Here is an 8,971-nt window from a genome sequence, read left to right as displayed (position 1 = left end):
GTCCGAACGCGGCGGCGACCGCGCAGCCTTCATGTACACCCTGATCGTCACCGCAAAAATGAACGACATCGACCCCCAAGCCTGGCTCGCTGACGTTCTCAAACGACTGCCCGACATGCCAGTCTCGCGCGTGCACGAGCTGCTACCATGGAACTGGAAAACCGCAGCACAAAACGTCAAGGCCGCATAAACGCGGTCCACGCCGGATGTTTACTCTTGTTCTGAGCGCGCCACTGGCGTATGCGCAAATGAACCACTCGGACATGGACCATTCGAACATGGCCGTCAGTGACGAAATGATGGAAGGTGCCGTGCATACAAAGGCCGTGGTCAATTCCATCGGCGACGGCACTGCCAATGTCAGTCACGAACCCATTCCTGAAATCGGCTGGCCTGCCATGACGATGGATTTGGCGATGATGCCCGACGCGGAAATGATGGGCGATATCGCGGCTGGGGATTCAGTTACATTAATGCTGATCAAGGGCGACGACGGTATGTATGCAATTGGCGCGATTATGCCTGAATAGAGCTGCGGAGGCTGGCCGGAGACCTTGTTTCCGGTCAGAGTTTTTCGAACCCAGGCTCAGGAGCAAAATATGAAACCTGCCGTTTACTTTGCCGCGATCGCAGCGCTTTCGCTGGCGTTCGCACCTCCAAGCGCAGATGCGCATTCCAAGAAAGAGGTAACAGAGCCTGCGGATGGGGCCGTTCTGGAGACGTCTCCGCCGACAATTTCAATGCGCTTTGACATGCCAATGCGCGTCACTCTGATCTCTCTCACCGATCAGGATGGGGCTGCGCATGATGTGACGCGCAGCGATAATATGCAGCCCGTCAGTGAATTCAGTGCCGCGCCGCCAGCGCTGCCAGCCGGGCAATACAAGGTCGAATGGCGGGGATTGGCAGCCGATGGTCATCCAATGCAAGGAACGTTCAGTTTTGAAATCTCGAATTGAGACCCGATGCTGAGCGCGGTCGCTTCAGCTGATTTGGTCACTTGGCTGTCCATCTGCGTAAAGGCGCTTGTCTACGCGACGGCGTTGATCGCGATGGGCAGCATTTTGAGTATTTTGACGCTCCGCCATCTTCCCGCACCCGAAGTGCAAGCACTGCGCCGGTTGTCGGTCTTCTGCGCCATTGGGGCAGCTCTTTTGTCCCTTATGCGACTTCCGCTGCGTGCGAGTTTCCTGATGGGAAGCACATGGCAGGGCGCAACAGACCCGATGATGCTGACGATGGTTTCGGAAAGCCCCCTCGGCTCCAGCATCGCTTTGCGGCTTGTCGGACTGGCCTTGATTTGTGCGATCCTGCTGCCTGCACGCCTTGGGCGACCGCTCGCGGCATTCGGTGTCCTTGCCGTGGCTGCATCTTTCGTGTTTCGCGGCCATGCGCTCGAGGAACCGCGCTTTTTGCTTGCCGCACTCATCTCGCTCCATATCTTGGGCTTGGCGTTCTGGGTCGGAGCCTTCGCACCGCTCTACCGCCTTTCCGGGGCAAACACGGCCAGTATCGTCGGCCAGATCAGCCACGATTTTGGCCGGATTGCCGTCTGGGTCGTTGGTGCGTTGACCTTGGCGGGCGGAGTGACGCTGTGGCTGCTAACTGGCAACGTACTGGATGCGCTTTTTACCTCCTACGGGCAGTTTTTTGCAATCAAGCTGGGCGTTTTTCTCGGCATCATTGGCTTTGCCGCATGGAACAAGTTGCGGCTGACGCCTGCCTTGCTTCGGAAAGAGCCGGGTGCCAGAGCGCATCTGCGTCGGAGCATTCGAATGGAATCGGTGCTTGTTGCATTGATCCTTATGACAACAGCAATCCTGACCACGATCAGCGCGCCTGAAGCTACAAACCAAATCGATAGTGCGGCCGCCAGCGGTCAGACTACAGAAACTAACAGAGGGGGTTTCTTATGAAATCGATCACACGTCGGACGTTTGGAGGTGGGATGGTTGCGGCATTGGCGGCAACTGGCTTTCGTCCGACAGCTCTACAGGCTGAAACGCCGCCAGACCTGATCGCGCGTGAAGGCGTGCTTCAACTCGCGCCCGCGAACTACCCTGAAACGCAGGTGTGGGGCTATAACGGAGCAGTTCCGGGTCCTACGATCAGGCTGCCGCAAGGCGCCCGAATGACGCGCCGATTTCAAAATGAACTCCCGCAGCCGAGCACCATCCACTGGCATGGGATCCGCATCGACAACGCGATGGATGGTGTCCCCGGCTTGACACAAGACGTCGTCGAACCCGGAGCGGCATTTCTCTATGACTTCGTCGTGCCCGATGCCGGAACTTATTGGTATCATCCCCACAATCGGTCCTATGAGCAGATGGCGCGGGGGCTTTCCGGGGCGCTGGTCGTCGAAGAGGCCGGGGGAGGCCCCGAAGTCGACAACGATGAGGTGCTTTTAATTGATGACTGGCGTCTGGCGGAGGATGCCCAGATCGCGGGCGGTTTCGGTGATATGCACGACTGGGCGCATGCCGGTCGGATCGGGAACTGGATTACCGTAAATGGGATCGGAGACTGGCGTCAGCCGGTTGAACAGTTCAGTCGTCACCGTTTGCGCCTCGTGAACACCGCAAATGCGCGGATTTTCTCGCTTGAGGCTCAGGGCCTTGGGGGCTGGATCATTGCGTTGGACGGCATGCCGCTTGATGCACCACAACCGTTGGATCGCCTGACACTTGCACCGGCGCAACGGGCGGACATCATTGTTGACGTGACGGCGAGCGTTGGCGAGGAAGCTTTCCTTATCAGCTTCGAGCGTGACGGCGGTTATGCAATCGCAACATTTGACGTCACAGCGGTCGCCCGATCCGAACGTCTGGACGCTCCGTCACCACTGCCACCCAACCCGCTGCCGCAGCTTGGCCCTTTGGAGACTGCCAGAAAAGCATCCCTTCTGATGGAAGGTGGGGCCATGGGACGTATGGGTGGTGCCATGATGGGCGGACAGATGATGGGCATGCGCGAGATGGCCGGTGCCGGTAAAGTCTGGGCCTTCAACGGCATGGCCGACATGCCGGATGAGCCTTTGGTTGCGGCTGATCGGGGCGAAACCGTTCGGATCGACATCACCAACGATACGGCCTGGCCCCACGCGATGCATCTTCATGGGCACCATTTCCGACAGATAGGTTCGAATGGGACGGCAGGTCCGCTGCGTGACACGCTTCTTGTGGACCGAGGCGAAACTGCGCAGATAGCGTTTGTTGCCGACAATCCCGGAGATTGGCTTTTGCATTGCCACATGCTGGAGCATTCTGCAGGCGGAATGATGACATGGCTGCGCGTGGCTTGAACCGTTTAGCGCCAGAATAAAACACTAAAGGAGAAATCCAATGAACCGTAGAAACTTCCTAATGATCGCCGCTGGCTCAGCACTTGCCGCTGGTCCGGTCTTTGCCGCAACGCCACGCATGAAAGTGCTCAAAACCCCGACTTGCGGATGCTGCTCGGCATGGATCGCCCACGTTGAATCCGCCGGGATTGACGTTGATGCGCAAGACGTCACCCAAGGTGCCTTGTGGTCCGCCAAGGACAATGCAGGGATAACACCCGAGCTCAGCTCCTGTCACACAGGGTTTATTGAAGGATACGTCATCGAGGGCCATGTCCCGGCGGCTGACATCCAACGCCTTTTGGCCGAACGTCCAGACGCACTCGGCCTGACCGTTCCCGGAATGCCAATCGGCTCGCCCGGCATGGAGATGGGCGACCAACGCGATGCTTTTGAAACGCTACTTGTATCGCATGGTGGAGAGATCATTGTGTTTGAGCGCCATTCGTAGGTCTGACCAGCAAAGTCACTTACTTTGATCGCCAAATAACATAGCGTGGCGATCAGCTATGGGACAGAGGTTTGGATTAAGGCTCGAAGTCGGAATGATGAATAGACTCTCCTACCGGATCAAGACCGTTACCAATGGAGGTTAGCAAACCATCCTGAAAGGCCGCAAATCGCGCTCAAGCAGCCGTGCACGCATGCGCAGGGAAATTCACGCCTTGTCCCGCATTGTGCCAGTTCATGCGCGGCGCAGCGAAGGTCTGAAAATTCTAAACCTGCCGTGCGTGACCAGCGCAGCTGTCGGCGGTTCCCTGCCGTTGCCTGCTTATGCGCGTGGCTGCGGTTTTTCTGGTCCGGTGTTGATGTGGCGTTGATGTAAACCGCACAAGCAAAAGCCCGACTGATTAGGTCGGGCTTTAAGCGTTTGATTTAGCGTAGTAATTTGGTTGCGGGAGTAGGATTTGAACCTACGACCTTCAGGTTATGAGCCTGACGAGCTACCGGGCTGCTCCATCCCGCGCCATTCGGTGGAGGTGATGTACGTCAAGTCTTCGGTGACTACAAGGTCATGCAATGGCAATATGGCTATAAATCTGTTTTTTTTCAAACTGACCCGCGGGACTCTGCCGATGTCAGTTGGGCGCGACACATGCGGCGTTTCGTGTTGCCGTGGTATCGGGGTTATCCAAAACTATCCCACCCGCAGCTTGCCTGTTAAAGGCCCAGGATTTAAACGCGGCAAGCCCTCCTGACGGGGTGCGCAGGCAAAGCGTGATATGGGATTTATCGGTACTATCGCGTTCGATCATCGCGATCGAGAATTCATTCTCGTAAGAGAAATTATATTTCGTGTTGTAGACTTGTCCCGGCCCTTCAAGGTTTACACCGCTGGCACCTTGGATCACCTGAAGTGGCGCATTCCGGGTTCCGTAAGAATCAGCATGATGCAGAGCGAACAGATGGACATGGCCGCTGAGCATAAGATCGCTGGCGGGCCACGATCCATTGGGGAAGGGTTCGTGATGGCGACGGGTATTTTTGCTCCAAAAAGGAACATGCGTCAGGATCCAGTTTTCCTGGGATGGGTTCAATGAGGAAAATTTGTCGCCGTGGGTGTAGTTCGCGACATTGGCGTTCAGCACATATAGATTCAATGGCCGCGCCGCCGCGCCGCTATCGAAAGCAAAATGCTCCATCAATGAACTGTTTGGAACGTTACAGGGTTGATTACCGGCCAATGCTTGTGGGGAGAAGAACTGTGTCCAACCGACCCAAGCACGTTCGTCGCGATATGCGCAGTCCTCGTGATTGCCCCGGACGAAGACCCAGGGAGCCGCAGCGAGTAAGGACTGGGCTGGGGCAAAGAAGTCATCTTCCCACACTGACCATTCGCGTAACGCATTGTCGCTGCCTGGGCAGCCTTCTTCTCCCCATCCGCAGTTTTTGCGGTACGTGTAGTCGCCGACATGCACGATCAAATCCGGCCTTAGCTCTGCGGATGCATCTGCAATCGCTTTGAAGTGCCAGTCCGTGGCGCAGTTCTGATGTTCCGCTGGAGTCTCGCGGCAGCCTGTATCGCCTAGAACCAACACCCGTTCGGGCGCGTCTGTGCCAGGCACGGTTAGCAAAATATCGTCCACAGATATTTGCGTGGGGACCGATGCCATCGCCTGCGTCGCCTCACATAAGGTACCCGCCAGATTGACGATCTGAGCATTGCTGGGTGCCTTTCGTTCAGTAAACGTAAGCGTAGCCGTTGAAATATCCTCACAAGACTTTGGAGTTATGACACGCACGATAGCAGTCTGATTCTGCGCAACCTGAACCCAAGCATAAGTCTCGGTCTCTGAACCTGAGGCCAACGCGGCGCCGGTTGCGAACAAAGTCACTGCACTTAGTGAGGAAACACGGTTCATGGAATGCCCCTAAAGTCGAAGAAATACTGAAATTTTCTACAACTTTAGACATAAAGAAGCATAATGCCAGAAAAGTTTGAGAGACTACACGCGTTGAGGCTGGATCGCACGCGGCTTCGGGGCACAAAATCGCACAGACACAAAAAAACCCGCCTCGCGGCGGGTCGTTCCGTTTTTGATCATCGTAAGAGAAATACGAAACAGAGGACTTTTTAGGTTTGGCAGTGACCTACTCTCCCACGCCTTAAGACGCAGTACCATCGGCGCAACAGCACTTAACTGCCGGGTTCGGGATGGGACCGGGTGTTTTGCTTGCGCTATGACCACCAAACCGAAAAAATCCTCTGTTTTATCAACAAATATTGTCCAAGTCGCGTACGACTTACAGTCTGTGTATGCTTTTGATTTATCGTTCATTGCGTGATGTAAAATCTCGCTTTTACTGGATCAAATCAAGCCTATCGAGCAATTAGTACCAGTCAACTGAATGCATTACTGCACTTACATCTCTGGCCTATCGACGAGGTGGTCTACCTCGGCTCTCAGGGATACCTTGTTTTGAGGGGGGCTTCCCGCTTAGATGCCTTCAGCGGTTATCCTGTCCGAACATAGCTACCCAGCACTGCCGTTGGCACGACAACTGGTCCACCAGTGGTTCGTTCACCCCGGTCCTCTCGTACTAGGGGCAACTCCTCTCAAGTATCCTACACCCACGGAAGATAGGGACCGAACTGTCTCACGACGTTCTAAACCCAGCTCACGTACCTCTTTAAACGGCGAACAGCCGTACCCTTGGGACCTGCTCCAGCCCCAGGATGAGATGAGCCGACATCGAGGTGCCAAACACTGCCGTCGATATGGACTCTTGGGCAGTATCAGCCTGTTATCCCCGGCGTACCTTTTATCCGTTGAGCGATGGCCCTTCCACTCGGGACCACCGGATCACTATGGCCGTCTTTCGACTCTGCTCGACTTGTCAGTCTCGCAGTCAGGCTGGCTTCTGCCATTGCACTCAACGAGCGATTTCCGACCGCTCTGAGCCAACCTTCGCGCGCCTCCGTTACGCTTTAGGAGGCGACCGCCCCAGTCAAACTACCCGCCACACAGGGTCCCGGATCCGGATAACGGACCGCGGTTAGACATCAAGCAGAACAAGGGTGGTATCTCAAGGGTAACTCCACAGAAACTAGCGTTCCTGCTTCAAAGTCTACCACCTATCCTGCACATGTTCGGCCTAATGCCAGTGTGAAGCTGTAGTAAAGGTGCACGGGGTCTTTCCGTCTAACCGCGGGAAACCTGCATCTTGACAGGTAATTCAATTTCGCTGAGTCTATGTTGGAGACAGCGGGGAAGTCGTTACGCCATTCGTGCAGGTCGGAACTTACCCGACAAGGAATTTCGCTACCTTAGGACCGTTATAGTTACGGCCGCCGTTTACCTGGGCTTCAATTCAGAGCTCTCACCCCTCCTTTTAACCTTCAGGCACCGGGCAGGCGTCAGACCCTATACGTCGTCTTGCGACTTCGCAGAGCCCTGTGTTTTTAATAAACAGTCGCCACCCCCTGGTTTGTGCCCCCAGCCCCTAGTTGCCTAGGAACCGGGCCTCCTTCTCGCGAACTTACGGAGGTATTTTGCCGAGTTCCTTCAACATAGTTCTCTCAAGCGCCTTGGTATTCTCTACCAGTCCACCTGTGTCGGTTTAGGGTACGATCTTATAGGAGGGCTATTTCCAGGAACCTCTAAGCAGCCCATTCAATCCAATAAGGATGAACTACCTTCGAGATCCGTCACCACTCCACGGCCCAGGAATATTAACCTGGTTCCCATCGACTACGCCTTTCGGCCTCGCCTTAGGGGTCGGCTTACCCTGCTCAGATTAGCTTTAAGCAGGAACCCTTGGACTTTCGGCGAGAGTGTCTCTCACACTCTTTGTCGCTACTCATGTCATCATTCTCACTAGTGATCTCTCCACCGGATCGCTCACACGCCGGCTTCACAGAAAATTCCGCGTCTCCAATTTCCCCGAAGGGATCAAGGAGACATGGAATTATGTCACACTACGCTCTGCTACCATGCACTAAGTGCATCCTAAGCTTCGGCTCATGGCTTGAGCCCCGTTACATCTTCGCCGCAGGACAACTTATTTAGACCAGTGAGCTGTTACGCTATCTTTAAAGGATGGCTGCTTCTAAGCCAACCTCCTGGTTGTTTTGGTCGTCCCACCTGCTTTCCCACTTAGCCATGAATTAGGGGCCTTAGCTGTAGGTCAGGGTTGTTTCCCTCTTCACGACGGACGTTAGCATTCGCCGTGTGTCTGCCATCTAGTACTCCCCGGTATTCGGAGTTTGGTTAGGATCAGTAAGCCTGTGGGGCCCCATTACCCATCCAGTGCTCTACCCCCGGGGGTATTCGGATGACGCTCTACCTAAATAGATTTCGCAGAGAACCAGCTATCTCCGAGTTTGATTGGCCTTTCACCCCTAGGCACAGCTCATCCCGATCCTTTTCAACGGATGTGGGTTCGGTCCTCCAGTAAGTGTTACCTTACCTTCAACCTGGCCATGCCTAGATCACTCGGTTTCGGGTCTGATCCACCTAACTCATTCGCCCTATTAAGACTCGCTTTCGCTGCGCCTACACCTAACGGCTTAAGCTTGCTAGATAGACCAAGTCGATGACCCATTATACAAAAGGTACGCTGTCAGGCCGCAAGGGCCCTCCAACTGATTGTAGGCGTTCGGTTTCAGGTACTGTTTCACTCCCCTCGTCGGGGTGCTTTTCACCTTTCCCTCACGGTACTGGTTCACTATCGGTCAGTAAGGAGTACTTAGCCTTCGAAGGTGGTCCTCCGATCTTCAGACAGAATTTCACGTGTTCCGCCCTACTTAATACGTCCAATCATGCTTCCTATACGGGGCTGTCACCCGCTATGGCCGACCTTTCCAGGTCGTTCTAGTCACATTCATGGCTCGGCTGGTCCCCGTTCGCTCGCCGCTACTAAGGGAGTATCAATTGATTTCCTTTCCTCCGGGTACTTAGATGTTTCAGTTCCCCGGGTTTGCTCTTTTAAACCTATGTATTCAGTCTAAAAGTACCTGTTTCAGCGACATATTGAGTGCTTGCGCAACAATATGAAACTGTCAGGTGGGTTGCCCCATTCAGAAATCCATGGATCAAAGCTTATTCTCAGCTCCCCATGGCTTATCGCAGAGTATCACGTCTTTCATCGCCTCTTACTGCCAAGGCATTCACCAAACGCCCTTTT

Annotated in this window: 7 protein-coding genes, 1 tRNA gene and 2 rRNA genes (1 of these 10 running past the window's edge); 6 read left to right on the top strand and 4 right to left on the bottom strand. The window is 54.8% G+C overall.

The window, feature by feature from the left end; translation table 11 throughout:
- The 6 genes from LC354_RS12240 to LC354_RS12215 form a co-directional block, all read left to right on the top strand.
- Positions 1-190: transposase domain-containing protein (locus tag LC354_RS12240; protein WP_223423851.1), on the top strand; the 190-nt coding region annotated here is incomplete at its 5' end.
- A gap of 16 nt (positions 191-206) precedes the next feature.
- Positions 207-530, top strand: coding sequence for a copper-binding protein (locus LC354_RS12235; RefSeq protein WP_223424174.1), 324 nt, complete (start codon positions 207-209; stop codon positions 528-530).
- Positions 531-599: 69 nt separating this feature from the next.
- Positions 600-959 carry a copper resistance CopC family protein gene (locus tag LC354_RS12230; RefSeq protein ID WP_223424172.1) on the top strand — a complete coding sequence of 120 codons (360 nt, stop codon included), beginning with the start codon at positions 600-602 and terminating at the stop codon, positions 957-959.
- 6 nt (positions 960-965) lie between these two features.
- On the top strand, positions 966-1,916 hold the full coding sequence (locus LC354_RS12225) for a copper resistance D family protein (RefSeq protein WP_223424170.1): 951 nt from the start codon (positions 966-968) through the stop codon (positions 1,914-1,916).
- Complete coding sequence (locus LC354_RS12220; RefSeq protein WP_223424168.1) at positions 1,913-3,304, top strand: multicopper oxidase family protein; 1,392 nt, start codon at positions 1,913-1,915, stop codon at positions 3,302-3,304. The genes LC354_RS12225 and LC354_RS12220 overlap by 4 nt, the downstream gene beginning before the upstream one ends.
- Before the next feature lie 40 nt (positions 3,305-3,344).
- The gene (locus LC354_RS12215; protein ID WP_223424167.1) at positions 3,345-3,794 is read left to right on the top strand and encodes a DUF411 domain-containing protein; all 450 of its coding nucleotides are present in this window, start codon (positions 3,345-3,347) and stop codon (positions 3,792-3,794) included.
- A 439-nt stretch (positions 3,795-4,233) separates the two neighbouring features.
- Here LC354_RS12215 and LC354_RS12210 read toward each other — a convergent pair.
- From LC354_RS12210 to LC354_RS12195, 4 genes are all read right to left on the bottom strand, one after another.
- Positions 4,234-4,310: transfer RNA gene (locus LC354_RS12210), tRNA-Met, on the bottom strand.
- Between the two features lie 112 nt (positions 4,311-4,422).
- Entirely contained in the window at positions 4,423-5,706 is a 1,284-nt protein-coding gene (locus LC354_RS12205) for a metallophosphoesterase (RefSeq protein ID WP_223424165.1), read from the bottom strand.
- Positions 5,707-5,922: 216 nt separating this feature from the next.
- Positions 5,923-6,037 (bottom strand): 5S ribosomal RNA (rrf, locus tag LC354_RS12200).
- Between the two features lie 117 nt (positions 6,038-6,154).
- Positions 6,155-8,971: ribosomal RNA gene (locus LC354_RS12195) — 23S ribosomal RNA — on the bottom strand; it runs 11 nt beyond the window's last position.

It is taken from the genome of Tateyamaria pelophila, assembly GCF_019966495.1.
GTDB classification, from domain to species: Bacteria; Pseudomonadota; Alphaproteobacteria; order Rhodobacterales; family Rhodobacteraceae; genus Tateyamaria; species Tateyamaria pelophila.
Note: the sequence above shows the minus strand (reverse complement) of the source record. Positions and strands in the feature narration are given on the sequence as shown.

Bases quoted from the DNA above. Each gene is read 5' to 3' on its own strand.
- LC354_RS12235 (WP_223424174.1), top strand. From the start codon at position 207: ATGTTTACTCTTGTTCTGAGCGCGCCACTGGCGTATGCGCAAATGAAC.
- LC354_RS12230 (WP_223424172.1), top strand. From the start codon at position 600: ATGAAACCTGCCGTTTACTTTGCCGCGATCGCAGCGCTTTCGCTGGCG.
- LC354_RS12225 (WP_223424170.1), top strand. From the start codon at position 966: ATGCTGAGCGCGGTCGCTTCAGCTGATTTGGTCACTTGGCTGTCCATC.
- LC354_RS12220 (WP_223424168.1), top strand. From the start codon at position 1,913: ATGAAATCGATCACACGTCGGACGTTTGGAGGTGGGATGGTTGCGGCA.
- LC354_RS12215 (WP_223424167.1), top strand. From the start codon at position 3,345: ATGAACCGTAGAAACTTCCTAATGATCGCCGCTGGCTCAGCACTTGCC.
- LC354_RS12205 (WP_223424165.1), bottom strand. From the start codon at position 5,706: ATGAACCGTGTTTCCTCACTAAGTGCAGTGACTTTGTTCGCAACCGGC.